We start from the raw sequence: 18,799 nt of genomic DNA, 5'->3' as shown, positions 1-18,799 counted from the left end.
TGTTAGATCCCGCCGCGGCGATTTGCGCGAGGTGTCGGACCTAGCAACTCTCGATAAATCGCAAGTGATTGCCTTCCGCTTAATTCGCGGAAAATTGACGCAAAAAACTTGCGGAACGGAGTTCTCGTAAATTTTCGATTGACGCCAGCGCCCGTGATGTTCCGTCCCCGCGCATCCACCAATTCGAAACCATGAAAGGGAAGTCGAAACGCTGTGTTCACCATCCCCGATGATGACATTGCCAAATCGCCTAAAAATGTCCGCGATAACGCGGTGTCCGGCAGCAGGCCGGATCGCCTTAGCACTCGTTTAAGGTCGCTCTGACACGTTGGCTCAACGATAAGGAGGCGTTCCGGCACGTCTTCAACGACGAATGAGCCGAAGCGCGAGACCCGTGACAGTTTTGAGTATCATCCGCGATTGTCTCGATGCGCTGCTGCATCCCTCCGCGCGTTACGATGCGCTGACGCGAGCACGCCATCGTGCCTTCATGGCGCCGCGGCTTCTGGGAAGCCTGGCTGCGTTCGCCGCATTTCCGGTCTATCTCGCCATGCGCGGCGCGCCGAGCGCGATCGAGGTCGCCGCCTTCGCGTGGCTGATCGCGCCGATCCTGCTGTCCTGGTTCTTGTCCCGCACCGGACGTTTCGAAGGCGCGCATGTGCTGTCGTCGCTGGCGCTGGCCGGCCTGATCATGGCTGTAGCGGCGACGACCGGCGGCATCGAATCATTCGCGGCGATCTGGCTTGTCGTGGTTCCGCTGGAGGCCGCGCTGTCGGCCTCGCGCCGCGTCGCGGCGTTCGCCTCGCTGCTCGCGTTGTCCTGCGCCGGCACATTGATCCTCGTCGGCCAGCTCGGCTGGCTGCCGCCCGAAGACATCGGCGCCGCGCCTCGCGGCGTGCTGACGGCGTTCGGCGTCGCCTCGGCGACGCTCTACGCTGCGGGGCTCGCCTTCGGCGCGGAATCGCTCGCACGCACCGGCATGACGCTGCTGTCGCGCGAGGAAGAGCGCTACCGCCTGCTGGCGCGCAACATGAGCGACGTCATTTCCCGGCATCAGCGCAACGGCGCGGTACAGTTCATCTCGCCGGCGGTGGAGGCCATGCTCGGCATGCCCGTGGCGCGATTGCTCGGCCATGGCCTGTTCGATCGTGTCCATGTCGCCGATCGCCCGGCCTATCTCACTGCGCTCTCGGACGCTGCGCGCGGAGATGTGCGCAGCGTCGAGTGCCGGCTGCGGCAGGAGAGGGCCGGCTCCGAGCGGGGGCAGATTGATTTCATCTGGGTCGAGATGCGTTGCCGTCCGCTCGACCACGATCAGCTGCGCGATGCCACCGCCGATGCCGAGGTGGTGGCCGTGATGCGCGACATCACCGATCGCAAGCTTGCCGAGCAGGCGCTCGATCAGGCCCGAAGCGCGGCGGAAGCCGCCGACGCCACCAAGACGCGTTTCCTCGCCACCATGAGCCACGAGTTGCGCACGCCGCTCAACGCCATCATCGGCTTCTCCGAGATGATCGCGCAGGAGCAGGCCTTGATGCTGGGCGCGGCCCAGCGCAAGGAATATGCCGAGCTCATCAATACCTCCGGCCAGCATCTGTTGTCGGTCGTCAACGGCATCCTCGACATGTCCAAGATGGAATCGGGCAATTTCGAGATTGCATCGGAACCGTTCGCGCCGCGCGCGGCGCTGATGCACTGCTGCAATCTGCTTGCGCTGAAGGCGCGGGAGAACGGTGTCGATCTCATCACCGATGCGCCGCAGGATCTGCCCGTCATGACCGGCGATCCGCGTGCATTCAAGCAGATCGTGCTCAACCTCGTCGCCAATGCCGTCAAGTTCACCGAGCGCGGCGGCCAGGTCAACGTATCAGCGGCCGCGTCCGGATCGCAGCTCGTGCTGCGCATCAGCGACACCGGCGTCGGCATCGCGCCGGACGATCTCAAGCGTATCGGCTCGCCGTTCTTCCAGGCCGGCAAGACCTACCAGCGCCGTCACGAAGGCACCGGCCTCGGACTTTCGATCGTGAAGAGTCTCGTGGCGTTGCATCTCGGCGAAATGACGGTACAAAGCAAACTCGGCGAGGGCACCGCCGTCACGGTCAAGCTGCCGCTCGTCTACACGCCGCCGCAAGTCGCGCCGGCGGAGAGCAACATCGCGACGCTGACGCCGGTGCCGCGTCATGAAGTTCAGGACCAACCTGCTCTGGTGAAGAAAAGTGCCTAGGAAGCCTGCAAAGGATCAAGCCGCTCCGCGCCGCCGTGGCGCCAAGGCCGCGGTCGCGGATGTCGAGACCGAGCGCAATCTGGTGCTGCGCGTTCTCTTGCACAGTCCCAAGGACACGTTGGCCGGGCTTGTCGCCGTCGCGGCGATTGGCGCGATCGTCGCCAATGCGCTGTTCCTCCAGACCGGCCGACATCCGGCGCCGATGTTCGGCACCGTGATCAATCTTCCCGCGCCGTCGTCCGTGCCGCTGTCGAACCCGATGCCGCGCCCGCGGCCTGTTGGTGCCGACACGTCGCCGCTCGAGCCGAGGGCGACCGAGTTTCGCGTCGAACCGAAACCGGCCGAAAAGATGCCGGAGAAGCCTGCGGAGACAACGGCATCGACGCCGCGTGCAGGCGATCCCATGACCAATCTGGTCATCAAGGCCACGACGCCGCCCGCCGTTGCCATCGCACGTCCGCCGTCTCCGATCCCGGTACAGCAAAGCCCGGCGGCACGTCGCCTTGCCGGCGTGCAGCGCGCGCTGTCCGAATACGGCTACGGGAATTTGAAGATCACGGGCACGATGAGCGGGGAGACCCAGTCGGCGATCCAGACCTTCGAGCGCCAGCACAAAATGCAGGTCACGGGCCAGGTCTCCGAGCGCCTGCTGCGCGAACTCGGCGCCGCGATCGGCCATCCCGTCGAATAACCCTCACGCTTGTGCCAAGGCTTTGAGCTTGCAGGCTGGTGCTGAATGCATCGCTGGCCTATCGTGCGATTCATGCGATTGAAATCCAATATATGGGTCGCCGCTTACCTGCGCCGGTGTCAGGCCGAGGGCGTGTTCGGCGCCGTGCGCCGGCGCGGCGCGGAGGAGGCGGGCGCGGTGTTCGTCAAGGTCGCGCTGCTCGACGGCAACGCGATGCTGTACGTGCCGGCGCCGCAGACCGTATATGACGACGACCGGCCGGTGGATCGGTTCTTCGTGCCGCTTGCGCCGCAGCCGATGCCGGAGCCTGCCGTCGAGGAGCGACTGAGCAAGGAAATCCGCTTCGATCCGGACGCCTGGATCGTCGAGACCGAAGACCGCGCGGGGCGGCATTTCCTGGAGCTGGCGAAGACCTGACCCCCACCGTCATTGCGAGCGCAGCGAAGCAATCCAGAATCTTTCGGCGGAGGGACTCTGGATTGCTTCGTCGCAAGGGCTCCTCGCAATGACGAGGTTGCGGCGCGACGCCTGAATGTCACTGGCAGTGCAGGCGGGTGTCAGCGCTCCGAGGATCCGTCGGTGCCGGTCCGCACCGCAGGCGCGGAGCCCGGCTGCACGCCCGGCCGCGATTGGCTGGATGCGCCGCGCGCGCGCTGGCGTTCATTGTCGTGCAACGACGATTGGTACTTGGCGCGGGTGACGGCGAGTGTGGAGCCGCGCCAGGCCGCCAGCATCACCAGCGCGGAGCGGTCGCTGAGGCGGTCATAGAGCCGCGACAGCCGGTAGACCGCGTCCACGGACGTGCCGATCTCCGGCTTGAAGAACAGCAAGATGCGCTGGAAGTTGGGGCTCGGCATGTCGAGCGCGCGCGCGGCCACCGCGAGCGCCTCGCCGCCGGTATCGTCGACGATCTGCGCCGCCACGCGCGAGGGCAGGATCAGGCTGTCGCCGAGCTCGAGGGTAAAATTCTCGATGTCGCCCGCGAACGCCGCCATCTCCAGGATCTGGATCGCGCGCCGGGCGCGGACCGTCGGAATGCGCGGCGCGGCCTTGAGCGGCGTCTGCGCCAGATTGTGCAGGATCAACGCGCGCTCGGGCGCGGTTGCCTGGAAGAACATGTCGTGGACCTCGGCCGCGTCCTTTGGCTGCATCGCCATGTTCGAGGTCATGCGCTGCTCGGCGTCGGTTGGGGTGCGGGCGGGGGAGGGTTCCGGCGGCGGAGCCGGAATTTCGCGCGCCAGCGGAATCCTGCGGCCTTCCGGTGCGGCCATCAGCCCGAGCTTCTCCATGACCGGCGCGGGCGTGGCGGGATAGATCGCGAGCCGCGCCTTGACGGCTGCGCGCGTCGCATCGTCGACCTGGTCGATCAGCCGTGTGGCGAGTTCGACGAATTGCCGCTGCTCGTCCTCGTTATGGGTGCTCGCCTGGACATAAAGGTCGGTCAACACGCGCAGCAGCGTCGGACGAACATCGACACCCTCGCGGCGGGAGAGGGACATCAGCCCGTCAAATCCGGGAAACAGCGACTTGGTCATGGAGGCGTACGCAACTCGGAAAAGACTGTTGCCTCAGCCTATCAGGGCTTCCTTTAAAGGCTCGTTAAGGAAAACGAGGTGTGAAGCGGGCCGTTCAATTTCGACCGTTCTCGTGCCGCAACGGGACTTCCATCGGCGTTCCGTGCAGTTACGGTTCGCTACGCTCGTTTACACCCCGTTAACCATGAACTGATCTTAATGCTCCCCATGTTGCAGCGGCGCGTTTGATCGCGCGGCAATTGAGAGAGCTGACATGGGGACCATCATTGAATTTCCGGCCGGTCGCCGGGTGGGCTCGTCGGGGGACGTCGCACCGCGCACGGACATGGGAACGATTTTGATCCTTCCCGTCATCCGCATCGAGCGCGAGGCGGATGAAACCAGCGGCGATCACGGACCGGAAGCAGGTACCGCGCCGGGGCGCCGTCGTCGTCGACGTTAAGTTCCGGCTACTATAATGCCGGAATCCATCCGCCAGATCCGCACCGTCGTATCCGCCGTCCTGCTCGCAGCCGTAGGCGCGGCGCTCGGCGCTTGCAGCGGCGGGGATTTCGGCCGCACCCGCGCCGACATGCGCAGCGATGACATGCATCGCTGGCTCGGCGCCGAGGTCACTTCCAGCGTCGGTCTGAGGCCGTCCCAATTCCAGCTCACCGACGAAGAGCGTCAGCTTCGCGATCTCGCCTATCCCATCATCGAGCCGCCGCTGTCGCGGCCGGCCTGGAAAAGCGTGTTCGGCGACTACAAGGCGTTGCCGTCGCCGTGGCGGCAGAAGGTCGTGTTCGATCGCACCATGTATGGGCGCACGCTGATCGACGAGCCGCATCGCTCGCACTCCTCACGTTATGCGCAGCTGATCGAGGACGTGCGCAACGACATCACCCGGTTCGAGCCGTTCTTCGGATCCGCGATCCGCGTCATCGATCTCGACAGGAAGCGCGATGCCAGCATGGCGCGCGTCTCCGAGCTGTCGCCGAGAGAGAAGGCGGATGCGGTCGAGCGCATGCAGGAGAACTCGCTGATCATCCAGTGGGTGCAGCAATCGCTCGAGCAGCGCGTCTCGTCCTATCGATGGGCACTGGAACGGCTGGTGATCCAGGCGCCGGACGGCATGGCCGCCGATGCCGATCGCCTGATCGGCGAACTCGCAGCCCAGACCGCCAACCCGCCGGTCGCCGCGCAGCCGATGTACCAGCGCCCGGTCAGCGTCCGCGGCTGATTTGCGCGGCCGCGCGAGCGGCCGTCGCCGCCTGCCTCTGCACCGTGGACTCTCCTGCCGAAGCACGCCCGAGATCGTCAGGACGACGATCATGTCTGCACGCCGATGTGACTCCTGCTGACAGAACGCTGTCAGCAGGGCGGCGTTACCAGCCGATCGTCGTTGCCGAGAGCGACGGACCGTCCAGGAGATGAACTATGAAATTTGCTTCGATTCGGCTGATCGCTGCTGACCTCAAGTCCCTCGTCGGGTTTTACGAGAACGTCATGGGTCAAACGGCCGAATGGCTGGCGCCTGTCTTTGCCGAGATCGTCACGCCGTCGGGAACGCTCGCTTTCAGCAGCGTGGAGACGGTGGCGCTGTTCAAGGAGGGCAGCGCTGAGCCGGCGGCCAATCGCACCGCGATCATCGAGTTCCAGGTCGACGACGTCGAAACCGAGTTTGCAAGATTGAAAGATCAAGTGGAGGTCGTGCACGGGCCGAAGATGATGCCCTGGGGGAATTGCGCGGCTCAGTTCCGCGATCCCGAAGGGACGCTCGTCGGCCTCTACACCCCCGTCACCGAAGCTGCCAGGAAGCGATTCGAAGGACGATGACACGACAGGCCGGGGACGCTTTTTCGCGAACCGTTCCCGCCCGGCCATCGCAGCGCCAGAACGTTGCCCTCGCGCGATCCCGTCGATTATGGGAACTGCCGGTGAGGCGGGCGCTGATCGCGCGGTGACCACGCTCCGGATCGTGCGAACGCGCCTTGCCGATGTTGCGCGCTCAGGCCATCGCACCGGGTGCGAGAGGCCCAGCGGCGTCAAGGCACGCCGCTCTGCGGCGATACGATCCGCTGCCAGGTCTTGACGAATTGCTCGCGCTTGACTGCATCGAGATAGGTCAGCGCCGGAAGCCCTAGCGTCGGGAAATTGAGCACGCCCGGCTTCTCCGCGAGATACCGCGCTTTCATCTGCTCGCGGTCGGCTCCGAGGCCGGCAATCGAGAGGCCGAAGGCATCCGACACGACTGCCTGGCCGGCCTCGGAGAGTGCATATTCAACGAATGTCCGGGCAAGAGCCGCATGCTGTGCCTTGCGCGGGATCACGATGGTGCGGGACACGGCCACGACATAGTCCTCCGGCAGCACGATGCCGAGGTTTCGTTGTACCTCCGCCTGGCGCAGCGCATAGGAGCCCAGCACATCATAGGCGATGACGGCCTCGCCGCGGCTGACCGAATCCAGCATATCCTGCGTACAGCAATAGAGCCGCGCCTCGGTGACGCCGAGCGCGTGCGCCAGGCGCCAGAAGTTCGCCGAAAGCATCGATTCAGTCGTTGCAAACAGGTAGCCGACGCCGCTGACGTCGATGTCGTAAGTCGCGATCTTGCGACGAAAGCGCTCTGGTGCAACCTCCAGCAGCCGGATCAGATCCTGATGCGACTTCGGCACCTCGGCGCGCTCAATGGCGTCCTTGTTGTAGACAATGACGGCCGGTTCAAGCGTGAACCCGAAGATCTCATCGCGCCAAATGGCCCAGTCCGGCAGCCCGCGGGCTGCGATCGAGGCCTTCTGGACGTGTCCGTCATTGGCGAGCTTGACCTGAAGGTCCATCGCCGAGCTGATCAGAAGGTCCGCCGCGGGCTTGTCGTCGGCTGCCGTCAGAGCTTCCTGATAGAGCGGGACGGTCTCGTACAGGCGATAGCGAATCTCGATGTCGGGATGCGTCTTTTGAAAGCCTTCAATGACCGGGCCCATCGCCACGACGTCCGCCGTCCCGTGAATGAGCAGCGTTCCTGAGGCCGGCGAGGGCGCCGAAAAGATTTTCAGCTCGTGCGTGGATTTTGACTGGTCGGCCAAGCAGAGCGCATTGACGAAGAGAAGAAGCGCCATGACCACGCCTAGCGACAATGCCGCGCGCCGTATTGCTGCTCCCTTACGAAAAGCCATCATGACCTCCTCGGCAAGGTTACCCTGACGAGGAGCCCGCCCCCCGGGCGATCGAGCAGGCACAGATCGCCACCGGCCGCAGCAGCAGCGCTCTTCGCGATGTTGAGCCCGAGGCCGGTCCCGGCGGCGCTCGCGCCGCTCGACCCGCGGCGAAAGCGTTCGAGCACGATCGGCTTCTCATCGTTGGGAATGCCGGGTCCACGGTCGGCCACCTCGAATTCAACGGTCGATCCATCGGGCGACGTGCGTAGATCAACGTCGATCATGCTTTCCGGCGCGTATTTCAACGCGTTGTCCAGAAGATTGTCGATCAACTCGCGGAAGGCCAGCGGCGCTCCGCGAACCGGAAAGTCCTCATGGGTCGTGGATAGGTCGGTCAGCCGGCAGCGCCGCATGTCGCCGCTCGGAAGCCGCTCGACCGCTTGCAGGTAAAGCTCGAGAAAATCGCAAGCAGGATTGGCCGAGGTCTCGATATGATGGGCGATGGCCGCTTCCGCCAGCAGCTGATTGACGATGCGCGTGGCATCGACAGCGTTGGCATGAATGCGATGCACATAGCTGTGCACGACAGTAGCATCCCGCTCGGATGCAGCGACTTCGGCGAGCGCTCGGATCGAAGCGAGCGGCGTCCGTATCTCGTGCGTGGTATCCACGGCGACCCGGCGCAAGGTGCTGAGGACACCATCGAGCCGCTGCATGAAGATGTTCAGGCTCGACACCAGCGAGCTCACCTCACGCGGCACCGATGTCTGAATCGGGTTGAGGTCGGTCGGCGATCGCCTGATCAGCTCGCTCTCGAGCGCGACCAGCGGCGCCCAGGCTCGCTTCAGGCCAGTCGAGATCAACAGGCAGATCACGAGACCCGCCAGCGCCATCGGCGCGAGTGAATTCTTCACGATGAGGGCGGCGAGCTCCGTACGGGCCTCTCGTGTCTCCGCGACCGTGATGCTGACCCAGCCGGACTTCTCGCCAAAGTCGATGTAACGCTGGACGCTGCCAATCCTCACGGGATCGTCGGTATAGATAGCGTCCTCGAAATGCGGTTTGTGATCTAGTGTCGGCGTCGGTTCGGGCAGGTTGGGGTAGCCGGTGATCAGTGAGTGGTCGGGCGCCCGCACTGCATAGAACGCCCGCGTCTCGCGCGATGCACCCAAGATCTCCAGCGAAGCGAGCGGCAGCTCCAGCGTGAGATGCCCGTCCTCGACCCGGATGTTGTCCGCAATTGAAAGCGCGGCGGCCGCAAGCACGCGGTCGAACGCGGTGTCGGCAGCATCGAGCGAGAAGTTGCGGATGTAGCAGAACAGCCCGACACCGAGGACCGCCAGTAGCGAGATAGCACCGAAAACGATATCGCGCTTAATTGATCTTTGACGGCTGCGCATCGTCGATCCTCGCGACATAGCCGGTGCCCCATATCGTCTCGATCCGCAACGAGGAGGATTTCAGTCGCCGCCGGATTCGGGAGATGTAGAGCTCGAGCGCGTTCGGGTTGACGGCATTCTCGTATCCGAACAATTGGTCCATCAGGCGCTCGCGCGGGACAACCTGTCCGACGTTCAGCGCAAGCAGCTCGAGCAGGCGAAATTCGCGCCGCGTGAATTCGACATTGCGGCCGGCCGCGACGATTGACTGCGCGGCGATGTCGATCGTGATGTCGCCGAGTTCGATCCGGCTGGTCGGTGTGCCGCTGTGTCGGCGTACGACCGCCCGCATCCGCGCCTCGAGCTCGCGAAGGTCGAAGGGCTTGACGAGGTAATCGTCGGCGCCGATGTCGAGCAGGTCGATCTTGTCGCCGATCTCGCTGCGCGCGGTGATGACGAGCACCGGCGTATTTATCCGCCGGCCGCGCAGGAGCTTGAGCACGTCGGAGCCATCCATGCCAGGCAGCGAGAGGTCCAGAATGATGAGATCGAACGGATCTTCCTGAACACGCTGCGAGGCAAGGCCGCCGTCGGTCAGCCATTCGACCGCATGCCCCTGATCGCGAAGGCGCGCAGCGATAGCCGCGCCCAGATCGACCGTGTCTTCGATCAGAAGAGCACGCATGAAATCCTGTGCATAGGCTGTATCCCCCTTGAGAAAACGCGTCTCCGAAATCGGCACCGGATGTCGCCTGATGCCGATCATCCGCATGGTCGGGAACGTCGATCAGCTTGAGCGCCGAACTTGTCATTGCCCGGGGCGCCATTGCTGTTGGCGCACGTTATTTGTTGCGACGAGTATTTCAGGATGAAGCGCGCGGTCAAGGGTTTGGCTTTGGGGGGCCCGTAACGCTACGGGCTTTCCGCTCAATCCCACGGATTGTGCATGTGCGAACGAACCGATATGCACGTCTTGCTGTGATGAAGTTGCAACGGTGAGGACCTCTTGCAGAGGAGTTCTTCGTCCCGCGCCAGATGACAGGGTTTTGACAGCAGTCACCGCCAATTTTCCCCCGCTTACAAAATCTCTTTGGGGGGCGACATGAAATTGACGACGCAACTGCGCCAACACTGGCTGTCCGGCGGAGCCAGACTGGATCACCACAAAACGGGGCTTGGTCCGATTGCCCGCTATGCGCTGATCGGGGCGGCCATCTCCGCGATCGGGCTTGCGACGGTGCCCGCGAAAGCGGACGACCTCAGCGAATTGAAGGCCGAGATCAGGGCGTTGAACAAGCGCCTGTCGGACATGGAAGAACAGAAGACCAAGGTCAAGGCGCTGAATGACCGGCTCAAGCAGGTCGAGAAGAAGGAGGAGGCGAGGGCGGACGCGCCGCTGCCGGCCGCCGGACCGATCCCGACCAAGGCCGGTCCCTGGGAAAGCCTCAAGACCGGCCAGCCCGTGCACATCATCGAAACCCAGAACACAGACGTGCTGCTTTACGGCGTCATCGAGCCGACGGTGGGCTACGTAACCAATGTCGACAAGGCCGGACGTTCGACGGTCGGCCTCAATACGTCGTGGTTCAGCGGCAACCGGTGGGGCATCTTCATCACCCAGAAGGTCTTCCCTGAATACGGCTTCAATCTGCTGGCGCGGATGGAAAGCGAGTTCGAACTGCCCAGCGGCAACATGGACACGCCCGGCGTCTTGTTCAATCGCGACGCCTGGGTGGGCTTCGAAAGCCCGACCCTGGGTAAGTTCAGCGTCGGACGCCAGAATACGCTGCCGCGTGACGTTGCAAACATCTGGGGTGATCCCTACGGCGCCTCTGCCCTCAGCACCAACGAAGGCGGCTTCACCAACGTCAATAACTTCAAGCAGCTCATCTTCTACACCAGCGGCGGCAACGGCGCCGGTGGACAGGGCGATACCCGATACGATCAGGGCCTGGTCTGGAAGAAGGTGTTCGACAACGGCCTCTACCTCGGCGCGGCCTATAATTTCAGCGACGGCAACGGTCCCGGCGGTCCGAATGGCAGCGGCCCAATCCCCGGAGCTGGTCTGGACAAGGGCAGCAGCGCTGCTGTGGCGGCCGGCTACAACGCCGGACAATTCCACGTGTCGGGCTTTTACACCGAGTCCAACGTGCTCGAGATTCCGACGATCGGCACAACCAATGTCGGTCATACCCACCAGTCGTGGGGCCTCGGTGGCAACTGGGACGGCGGCTTGCTTCGCCTGAATGCGGGCTACATCCGCTACACCGCGGACCAGGGCGCGATACTCGGCACGCGCAACGACGACGTTGTCACCGTCTCGGCCAAGGTAACGCCCTCGAAATTGTACGACGTCGAGGTCGGTTGGCAGGACTTCTTCGCCCACAATGCCGCGATCAGTGCAGCCGGCTACACGCTGGTGCCGTTCAAGGATGCGACCGGCGCGGTCGCGACCGGGACCGGTACGCGCATGACGACCTACGCCTCGTTCATGTACCACCCGATCCCGAACATCGACGTCTACATTGCCGGCGATCACTTGAAGACGACGGGCGGATACAGCGCGAGCCAGGCCCATCTGCACGATTCAGCGGACGAGGTCGTGACCGGCGTTCGCTACAAGTGGTAGGCGAAGGGAGCGTGACCCGGAAAAATGCGCAGCGGTTTTCCGAAAAGATCATGCTCCAGCAATAGCCTAAAGCGCGATGGCGATTTTTCCCAATCTCATCGCGCTTTAGCGCCAGCAAACAGCGGACGGTCGAAGTCTCCGACCGTCCGCGACCGATGATCCTGCCGGCGAGATCATATGCGCACGGTGCCGCAGAAGATGCCAGAGAGATGCCCCTCGCTTGGTCATCTTGAGCCGAAGTGTCCAGCCCTTTCGGCTCACGGCACGGGACGCGGCAATGAAGAGAAAATAAAGTTGATGGAACGGGAGAACGCCATGTCAGACACCATTCAGGCCAACGCCGCCACCTATCGCGCACCCGCGATGACGTCTGGTTCAACATCGTTCTGGCCGACCGGCTGGTGGCGTCTGATGGATTACAAGATCGGCATTATCTCGCTGCCGATCTACGCCATCCTCGTCGTGCTGCTCGGCATTCTGACGCAGCAGGGCCAGATCAAGCCGGACGCACCGACCATGATCGCGGTGCTGGTTCTCGGCGGCTTCACCTGTGCCGAGATCGGTAGGCGCTTGCCGATCCTTCGCAACATCGGCGCGGCGGCGATCTTCGCGACCTTCATTCCGTCCGCGCTGGTCTATTACAAGCTGATCCCGGCGCCGATCGAGAAGTCGATCATTGACTTCACCAAGTTCACGAACTTCCTCTATGTCTACATCGCGGCCATCATCGTCGGCAGCATCCTGGGGATGGACCGCAACGTCCTGGTCAAGGGCTTTCTGAAAATATTCGTGCCACTCGGCGTCGGATCAATCGCGGCGGCGGCTGTCGGAACCGCTGTCGGCATGATGCTCGGACTTGGCGCCTACAAGACCTTCTTCTTCATCGTGGTGCCGATCATGGCGGGCGGTGTCGGCGAGGGCGCGATCCCGCTCTCGATCGGCTATGCGGCCATACTCGGCCAACCGCAGGGTGACTTCTTCGCCCAGGTGCTTCCGCCGGTGATGCTGGGTAGCCTGACCGCGATCCTGTTCTCCGGCACGCTCAACTACGTCGGCAAGAAATATCCGCATCTCACCGGTAACGGGCGGCTCCAGCCGCCGGGCGATGGCGCACTCGATCTGGGCGCCACGGAGCAGCAGGAGGACAATTCATCCTCATCCGACATCAATGCGATTGCCGCTGCCGGACTGACCGCGATCGTGCTCTATCTCATGGGTGTGATGCTGTTTCATCTGATCGGCCTGCCGGCACCGGTTGCGATGTTGTTCCTTGCGGTCGCCGCCAAGCTTGGCAGCGCGGTGTCGCCGCGATTGCAGTCGGGCGGGCTGGTCGTCTACCGGTTTGTCCGGATCGGCATGACCTATCCCTTGCTGTTTGCGATCGGCGTCTCGCTGACCCCCTGGGAGAAGCTGATGGCAGCCTTCACGGTCGCCAATCTCGTGACAATCATAGCGACCGTCTTCACGCTCATGGCCACAGGCGCCGTCATCGGCCGGCTCATGAACATGTATCCGATCGAGACCGCGATCGTGAACGCCTGTCATTCCGGCCAGGGTGGCACCGGTGACGTCGCCATTCTGACCGCGGCGGAACGCATGGAGCTGATGCCGTTCGCCCAGATCGCCACGCGCATCGGCGGCGCGATCACCGTGACCGCCGTTCTGGTGCTGTTGCGGTGGATTGCCTGAGCCGCGAGCCCCCTTGCTGTTGGAAGCTAGTCCTTGCGTCTGCCGAAGGCGGTGCTTCCGACGCAATCCTACCTGGCTTCGACGACCTCGCCATCCTCCTTGACGAACCGGCCGACGGGACCATCCAGGAGATCGACGACGGCCTCGGACGGCCGGCATAGTCGCGTGCCCTTTGGTGTCACCACGATCGGACGGTTGATGAGAATGGGATGCGCCATCATCAAGTCGAGGAGTTCATCGTCGCTCCATCTGGGGTCGTCGAGGCCGAGCGCCTTGTAGGGTGTGCCCTTCTCGCGCAGCAATGCGCGGACCGGGATGCCCATCGCTGCGATCAGTTGCTGGAGCGTTTCGCGCGTGGGCGGCGTCTTGAGGTATTCGATGACGACGGGCTCGGCGCCGCTCTGCCGGATCATGGCGAGGGTGTTGCGCGAGGTCCCGCAATCGGGGTTGTGATAGATCGTGACGGTCATCGGAATGTCTCCGCGATTGGGACGGGGCCGCGGGCCATGGGGCGTCCGAGCAGCCAATTCATAAACAGCATGCCGGCGAACGCTCCGCAGAGCTCCGCAAGGATGAATCCGGGCAAGTCAGTCGGGCGAATTCCGGCGAAAGTGTTTGTCAGGGATCTTGCGATTGCGACGGCCGGATTGGCAAACGAGGTCGAGGCTGTGAACCAATAAGCGGCTGTGATGTAGAGGCCGACCAGCCAGGGAACGGCCGTCCTCTGAAAGCGGATGCCGGCCAGGATGGTCGCGACTAGCCCAAACGCCGCGACCGCTTCGGCGAACCATTGTGCGCCTCCGGTCCGAACCTTGGTCGAGAACTCGATCAACGGCAGTCCGAACATCAGATGCGCGGCCATTGTCCCCGCGATGCCTCCGGCGATCTGCGCGATCACGTAAAGCACCGCCTCGTTCACTGGTAGCTCGCGCTGGCCGGTGAAGACGAGGGTGACCGCCGGGTTGAAATGCGCTCCGGAGATCGGACCGAGCACGGTGATCAGGACGACCAGAATGGCCCCGGTCGGCAAGGTGTTGCACAGAAGAGCGAGAGCAATGTCCTTGGTCAGCGTTTCGGCCATGATGCCGGAGCCGACGACGGTGGCGACGAGAATGGCTGTGCCGAGCGCTTCGGCAGCCAAGCGCCGTGAAAGGTCGAACGTGTCCATCAGCGGGCCTTCGTCATCTGCTGTCCCGGCCGGATTCCGGTGCGCAGGAGCAGGACATTGTAGATTTGATCAGGCACGGATTCGTCCCTTTCGCTTTGGGGCGCAACAGGCTTGCAGGCTTTCGACGACCGGTTCGCAAACGTCCGGCCGGCCGCCGCAGCAATCCCGAAGGAGGAAGACGGCAACGTCCCGGAATTCGGAGAGGTTGGCGCGGTAGACGATCGAACGGCTGCGCCGCTCGGAGATCACGAGACGCGCGCGCGTCAAGATCGACAGATGGGCCGAAAGCGTGTTCGCCGGGACTTCCAACTGGCGTGCAAGCTCGCCGGCCGCAAGGCCGTCGGGCTCGTGCCTGACCAGCATCCGGAAGGCCTCCAGACGAGTCGATTGGGCCAGCGCCGCGAGCTTGAGGACAGCTTCGTCTGTTTCCATATATCCAGATATATGGAAATATCGTGGTGGGGTCAATCCAATCCGGAATCCGGAGAGCCGCGCTGGGCGGCCGGCATCGCGTTGGTCCGTTTGCGCTGTTGTGGGCGCGGCTGAGCAGTTACCGAGCCGCGCGACGTGACGCTACGCGCTCCCGGTGCTCCTGTCCGCCGAACCGGCCGTTTGCGTCTGCGAGAGCCGGTGCTTCACCGTCCGCGCGATTGCAGCCGGGGCTTCTTCGGGGATCGCGAAGCAGGAACTCGCGTTGATTTCGCACAGGACATAAGTGTCGGCCCCCGCCGCATCCCTTGGCCCATACAGGAAGTCCGCGTCCCAGATCACCGGGAGCGACCGCTCGTCGATGTCCAGCGTCGTCATCATTCCCGGAGTCCAGTCGTCCTCCATCTGCCTTCGCAGCGTCTGGAATTGCGGAGCATCCGGTCCGTGCATGATGCGTGGGCCCGGCTGCGCCTCGGGCGAGTCCACGCCTTGGGGCGGTGGGGGAATCAGCGCCTTGATCAGCTGATGCCCAAAGCCGGCGACCTTCGATCCACTCATATAGCAGCGGATCATCCCGTCGGGCAGGCGCGGTTGAAACGCCTGATCGATGATGCAGCCGCCCCAGCCGAAATAGGGCTCGCATCGCGCGAGGAAAGTGTCGAGCAGCATGTCCTCGGGCAGGCTCCCGCGCTGCGCATGCTGCACCCGAATCATGCCGTCCGCGCTGGAGAGAGACTCGACCTTCCAGACGCCCTGGCCACCATTGCCGCGATTTTGCTTCAGCACGCGCGGGCCGTGCGCGCGAAGGCGCGACGGGAATTCGGCGCGGAACGATGCCGCGCTGTCATAGCGATGCGTGTCCGCGCCCCAGCCGAGATGACGCGTGCGGTAGAGCACCTCCTTCACGCCCATCTTCAGGATCACGTCCGGATGCGCGCTCACCCATGGTCCTTGCGCAGCAACCTCGCGAAGTAGGGGATCGAGCTCGACACGCGTCTTGCCCTGGTGGATCGGATCGACCCAGACAAGCACGCCGTCGGCGGCGAGCAGCTGCTGCCGGACCGCCTCAGTGAAGCTTTCGTCATAGATCACCGGCCGGGCTTCGATGCCAATCGCGGCGAGTGCTTCGAAAACGCGGACGAAGCGGCTGTTCTGCGGTGTCGCGTCCCGGCGCGCGGCGGCATCTCCGCGTGAGAGGATGGCGACGCTATGTTGGATGGAAGAGTGTTGGAGTGAAGAGTGTCGTTCGGTGTCCATGCGCAAGCTCCACGAGTGGCGTGCTGCGCAGAGCTTGGACCGAAGCCTCACGGGGAGTCTGCTTTGTCCCCATGCGAAAGATAGTAACGAGACCGGCGGCGAGTTTCAAGACGGGCCGGCGCGGTTCCACCAGAGCGGTGAACTCTTCGTGAGGCCGGCCGGCGGCTTCGGTGGCCGCGCGAGCCACAGGCCGGTTGACAGCTTCCGCCCTCGGGTTTTTATTTCGGGTTCGGGGATGTGCGATCTCCCCGCGAGGCGACATGCCGAAGCATCGCGTCCTGATCAACAAGGGCGCAGCATGTCATCTTACATCTCCGATTTCAGCGACAGATTGTCTCGACTTTTCGGCACGGCGCCCGCCGGTCGCATCGCTGTGCTGCGCCTCCAAGGCATCGGTGGGGCAAGATCGCGAAACCGACTTCACCTGGGGTAGGGACACGACCAGGAGAACGAACATGCGAAAGACAATCTCGGCATTGGTAGGCATCGGCGCGTGCTTCTGCGCGACCAGCGCAGGCGTTCAGGTGGTGGATTGGCGAGCCTTCGCCGAACTCTTCGTCGCGACCGCTCACGCGCAAGATGCCGACTGGCAGAAGGTCGACGAGACGCTGGGCCGAAAGGCGGCGGTCAGCGGCGACGTGCATCGTTACGGCTTTCCCCGCACCGACCTCACGGTGACGCTTGATGGCGTGACCATCAAACCGGCACTCGCGCTTGGCGGCTGGGTCGCATTCAAGCCCGCGCATGGCGGCGCCATGGCGATGGGCGACCTGGTGCTGCTCGAATCCGAAATCAACCCGGTCATGGCGAAGATGATCGCGGGCGGGCTCGAGATCACCGCCGTTCACAATCATCTGCTCGGCGCCAATCCGGCGACCTTCTACATGCACGTGGCCGGGCACGGCGACCCGATCAAGATCGCGACCGCCATCCGGGATGGGCTTGCCGAAAGCAAGACGCCGCTGTCGGCGGCGGCGGCCCCTCCGCCGGCTGTCGATCTCGACACGGCGCAACTCGACCAGATCATCGGCGTCAAGGGGCAGGCCAACGGCGGGGTCTATCAGTTCAACGTTCCGCGCCGCGATCCGGTGAGCGAGCAAGGGATGCAGTTGAGCCCAGCCGCTCCGCTCGGCGTTGCGACTGGCATCAACTTTCAACCGACCGGCGGCGGCAAGGCGGCCATCACCGGCGATTTCGTCATGACCAGCGACGAGGTGAACCCCGTGATCAAGGCGCTGCGATCGCACGGCATCAACGTGACGGCACTCCATAGCCACATGCTGGACGAACAGCCGCGCCTGTTCTTCATGCACTTCTGGGCCAACGACGACGCGATCAAGCTCGCCAACGGCTTGCGTGCCGCGCTCGACAAGACGGCCAGCACGAAGGGGTGACGCCGAACGGGGATGCAATATTCGAGGCCCTCGGGTATGGCGACTGCCCAGCTCTTGCTTGGACTTGAACTCGCCTCGGCCGGTTCTAACTTGAACACTCAAGCCGGACAGTGTTCGGCGACACGGAACCATAAGAGGGAAAGCATCGCGCGCATGGCGCGGAAAACTGGTTGAGGAAATGACATGAGAAAGCTTGCTCTTGCAATTGCCGCCGCAGCAACGCTCCTCATCGGATCGGTTGCGCCGGCTTCGGCCCAATGGCGACATCATGACTGGGGCGGCCCCGGAATTGGCCCCGGGCTTGCTCTCGGGCTGTTTGCGGGAACATTGGCCGCCGCGGCCGCGCCGCCGGTCTATGCCGCACCCCCGGTCTATGTTGAACCGGTCTATGGCCCGCCACCCTATTACGTCGGTCCGCAATATCGGGTGGTCCGCTACTATCCGCCGGTCTATCCCGCCTGGTCCGGCTGGTGGTGAAAGAATGGCCCGGTTTTCAACCGGGCCTTTTTGCGTCACAGGCCGCTTCGCACCGCGCAAGCGGGTGACGCGCGTTCCAGCGCGTTCCGGCGCGGCTCATCGCGCCCCGTGAAACCAAGCTCGCTGTCTCTGGTTGTTCCCGGGGCTTGCGCTGCGGCGCCGGCAACTCGAGCTTTGGCATGACCAAGAACACCCGCTTCAACGTGGCGTATGCCGTCTTCGCGATCTTCGCGCTGTTCTTCATCCAGTACGTCATCGTTACGGCGAACAGGATCGCCGTGATCCCCTACAGCCAGTACCAGCAGTTGCTTCGTGACGGCAAAGTCGACAGTGTCGGCGTTTCCGATCGCACCGTGCAGGGCACCCTGAAGGACCCGTTGCCCGGCGGACAGAAGCAATTCGTGACCACGCGGGTCGACCAGGACACCGCTCAGGAGCTTGAAAAATATCACGTCCGCTTCACTGGGCAGATCGAGAGCACCTTCTTTCGCGACTTGCTCTCGTGGATCATGCCGGTGCTGCTGTTCTTCGGCATCTGGTGGTACATCGGCCAGCGCCTCGCACAGGGCGGTGGTCTCGGCGGCGGGCTGATGCAGATCGGCAAGAGCAAGGCCAAGATCTATGTCGAGGCCAATACCGGGATCACCTTCGCCGATGTCGCCGGCGTCGATGAAGCCAAGGACGAGCTTCGCGAGGTCGTGGACTTCTTGAAGAATCCCACCGATTACGGACGGCTTGGCGGCCGCATGCCGAAAGGCGTGCTGCTGGTCGGGCCGCCCGGCACCGGCAAGAC

Annotated in this window: 19 protein-coding genes; 11 read left to right on the top strand and 8 right to left on the bottom strand. The window is 63.7% G+C overall.

Annotated elements, in window-relative coordinates:
• Positions 1-373: 373 nt before the first annotated feature.
• The 3 genes from AC0L2O_RS24145 (at position 374) to AC0L2O_RS24135 (ending at position 3,332) form a co-directional block, all read left to right on the top strand.
• Positions 374-2,224 (top strand): PAS domain-containing sensor histidine kinase, encoded by a 1,851-nt coding sequence (locus AC0L2O_RS24145; protein ID WP_473371457.1) that lies wholly within the window; start codon positions 374-376, stop codon positions 2,222-2,224.
• Complete coding sequence (locus tag AC0L2O_RS24140; RefSeq protein WP_473371456.1) at positions 2,217-2,915, top strand: peptidoglycan-binding domain-containing protein; 699 nt, start codon at positions 2,217-2,219, stop codon at positions 2,913-2,915. The genes AC0L2O_RS24145 and AC0L2O_RS24140 overlap by 8 nt, the downstream gene beginning before the upstream one ends.
• Before the next feature lie 72 nt (positions 2,916-2,987).
• Positions 2,988-3,332 carry a DUF1491 family protein gene (locus AC0L2O_RS24135; RefSeq protein WP_473371455.1) on the top strand — a complete coding sequence of 115 codons (345 nt, stop codon included), beginning with the start codon at positions 2,988-2,990 and terminating at the stop codon, positions 3,330-3,332.
• Positions 3,333-3,472: 140 nt separating this feature from the next.
• On the opposite strand, the gene AC0L2O_RS24130 is transcribed toward AC0L2O_RS24135, so the two are convergent.
• Entirely contained in the window at positions 3,473-4,450 is a 978-nt protein-coding gene (locus AC0L2O_RS24130; protein ID WP_473371454.1) for a DUF2336 domain-containing protein, read from the bottom strand.
• A gap of 253 nt (positions 4,451-4,703) precedes the next feature.
• On the opposite strand from AC0L2O_RS24130, the gene AC0L2O_RS24125 reads away from it, so the two are divergent.
• The 3 genes from AC0L2O_RS24125 (at position 4,704) to AC0L2O_RS24115 (ending at position 6,265) form a co-directional block, all read left to right on the top strand.
• Positions 4,704-4,892: a hypothetical protein gene (locus AC0L2O_RS24125; protein ID WP_369725125.1), complete on the top strand. Its 189-nt coding sequence runs from the start codon at positions 4,704-4,706 to the stop codon at positions 4,890-4,892.
• 15 nt (positions 4,893-4,907) lie between these two features.
• Positions 4,908-5,669, top strand: coding sequence for a hypothetical protein (locus AC0L2O_RS24120; protein ID WP_473371453.1), 762 nt, complete (start codon positions 4,908-4,910; stop codon positions 5,667-5,669).
• A 197-nt stretch (positions 5,670-5,866) separates the two neighbouring features.
• The gene (locus AC0L2O_RS24115; protein WP_473371452.1) at positions 5,867-6,265 is read left to right on the top strand and encodes a VOC family protein; all 399 of its coding nucleotides are present in this window, start codon (positions 5,867-5,869) and stop codon (positions 6,263-6,265) included.
• Between the two features lie 209 nt (positions 6,266-6,474).
• On the opposite strand, the gene AC0L2O_RS24110 is transcribed toward AC0L2O_RS24115, so the two are convergent.
• Genes AC0L2O_RS24110 through AC0L2O_RS24100 form a run of 3 tightly spaced genes read right to left on the bottom strand, consistent with a single transcriptional unit; the run spans position 6,475 to position 9,648 of the window.
• Positions 6,475-7,545: an ABC transporter substrate-binding protein gene (locus AC0L2O_RS24110; protein WP_473371451.1), complete on the bottom strand. Its 1,071-nt coding sequence runs from the start codon at positions 7,543-7,545 to the stop codon at positions 6,475-6,477.
• 56 nt (positions 7,546-7,601) lie between these two features.
• Complete coding sequence (locus AC0L2O_RS24105) at positions 7,602-8,984, bottom strand: sensor histidine kinase (protein WP_473371450.1); 1,383 nt, start codon at positions 8,982-8,984, stop codon at positions 7,602-7,604.
• Positions 8,959-9,648 carry a response regulator transcription factor gene (locus AC0L2O_RS24100; protein ID WP_369725115.1) on the bottom strand — a complete coding sequence of 230 codons (690 nt, stop codon included), beginning with the start codon at positions 9,646-9,648 and terminating at the stop codon, positions 8,959-8,961. Before AC0L2O_RS24100 ends, AC0L2O_RS24105 begins: the two co-directional genes overlap by 26 nt.
• Positions 9,649-10,065: 417 nt before the next feature.
• On the opposite strand from AC0L2O_RS24100, the gene AC0L2O_RS24095 reads away from it, so the two are divergent.
• On the top strand, positions 10,066-11,592 hold the full coding sequence (locus AC0L2O_RS24095) for a porin (protein WP_473371449.1): 1,527 nt from the start codon (positions 10,066-10,068) through the stop codon (positions 11,590-11,592).
• 363 nt (positions 11,593-11,955) lie between these two features.
• The gene (locus AC0L2O_RS24090; protein ID WP_409192929.1) at positions 11,956-13,281 is read left to right on the top strand and encodes a 2-hydroxycarboxylate transporter family protein; all 1,326 of its coding nucleotides are present in this window, start codon (positions 11,956-11,958) and stop codon (positions 13,279-13,281) included.
• A 68-nt stretch (positions 13,282-13,349) separates the two neighbouring features.
• On the opposite strand, the gene arsC is transcribed toward AC0L2O_RS24090, so the two are convergent.
• The 4 genes from arsC to AC0L2O_RS24070 form a co-directional block, all read right to left on the bottom strand.
• Positions 13,350-13,751, bottom strand: a complete 402-nt coding sequence (arsC, locus tag AC0L2O_RS24085) for an arsenate reductase (glutaredoxin) (RefSeq protein ID WP_409189472.1) — start codon at positions 13,749-13,751, stop codon at positions 13,350-13,352.
• Positions 13,748-14,449 carry an aquaporin gene (locus tag AC0L2O_RS24080; RefSeq protein ID WP_473371448.1) on the bottom strand — a complete coding sequence of 234 codons (702 nt, stop codon included), beginning with the start codon at positions 14,447-14,449 and terminating at the stop codon, positions 13,748-13,750. Before AC0L2O_RS24080 ends, arsC begins: the two co-directional genes overlap by 4 nt.
• 69 nt (positions 14,450-14,518) lie before the next feature.
• Positions 14,519-14,881: an ArsR/SmtB family transcription factor gene (locus tag AC0L2O_RS24075; protein WP_473371447.1), complete on the bottom strand. Its 363-nt coding sequence runs from the start codon at positions 14,879-14,881 to the stop codon at positions 14,519-14,521.
• A 141-nt stretch (positions 14,882-15,022) separates the two neighbouring features.
• Entirely contained in the window at positions 15,023-16,135 is a 1,113-nt protein-coding gene (locus tag AC0L2O_RS24070) for a Cj0069 family protein (RefSeq protein ID WP_473371446.1), read from the bottom strand.
• Between the two features lie 455 nt (positions 16,136-16,590).
• On the opposite strand from AC0L2O_RS24070, the gene AC0L2O_RS24065 reads away from it, so the two are divergent.
• From AC0L2O_RS24065 to AC0L2O_RS24055, 3 genes are all read left to right on the top strand, one after another.
• Positions 16,591-17,529: a DUF1259 domain-containing protein gene (locus tag AC0L2O_RS24065; RefSeq protein ID WP_473371445.1), complete on the top strand. Its 939-nt coding sequence runs from the start codon at positions 16,591-16,593 to the stop codon at positions 17,527-17,529.
• Between the two features lie 183 nt (positions 17,530-17,712).
• The gene (locus AC0L2O_RS24060; RefSeq protein ID WP_473371444.1) at positions 17,713-18,006 is read left to right on the top strand and encodes a hypothetical protein; all 294 of its coding nucleotides are present in this window, start codon (positions 17,713-17,715) and stop codon (positions 18,004-18,006) included.
• Positions 18,007-18,185: 179 nt separating this feature from the next.
• Positions 18,186-18,799: ATP-dependent metallopeptidase FtsH/Yme1/Tma family protein (locus tag AC0L2O_RS24055; protein WP_473371443.1), on the top strand; the 614-nt coding region annotated here is incomplete at its 3' end.

The sequence above is a fragment of the Bradyrhizobium sp. Kon10 genome (assembly GCF_055807395.1).
The sequence above is the reverse complement of the archived record's forward strand: the minus strand, read 5'-3'. Positions and strand labels throughout refer to the sequence as shown.